1 pseudogene is annotated in these 331 nt (G+C 60.7%); it reads right to left on the bottom strand.

What is annotated here, in order from left to right:
- Window positions 1–12: 12 nt before the first annotated feature.
- A pseudogene (locus MXD62_RS10730) lies at window positions 13–331 on the bottom strand (futalosine hydrolase); the annotation flags it as partial.

The following is a 331-nucleotide window of genomic DNA, read 5'->3' as shown; positions in this document are numbered from 1 at the left end:
AAAAGGCAATTTTCATACTAAGACCTCCTTTAATACTGAGCTTGCTGCTTCTAACGTGTCCAGAGCCTCTTTGACACGCCATGCGGCCCGGTCACGCGGACCAACCTGATTGGAGATGGCGCGGATTTCCAGGATAGGTACACCGTGATCCAGGGACGCTGCAGCCACGCCGAACCCCTCCATCGCCTCCGCGGCCGCCCCTGGCACCCGCTCGGCCAGTTCTGAGGCGGTCGCAGCGGTACCCGTGACAGTTGATACAGTAAGCACCGGGCCGGTAATGACCGTCAGGGCAGCAGCGTTAAGCGCCTCGGTCACACGGGTCACCAGGCAG

Origin of the sequence: Frankia sp. Mgl5, assembly GCF_023242985.1 — a bacterium.
GTDB lineage: Bacteria > Actinomycetota > Actinomycetes > Frankiales > Frankiaceae > Parafrankia > Parafrankia soli.
The sequence above is the reverse complement of the archived record's forward strand: the minus strand, read 5'-3'. Positions and strand labels throughout refer to the sequence as shown.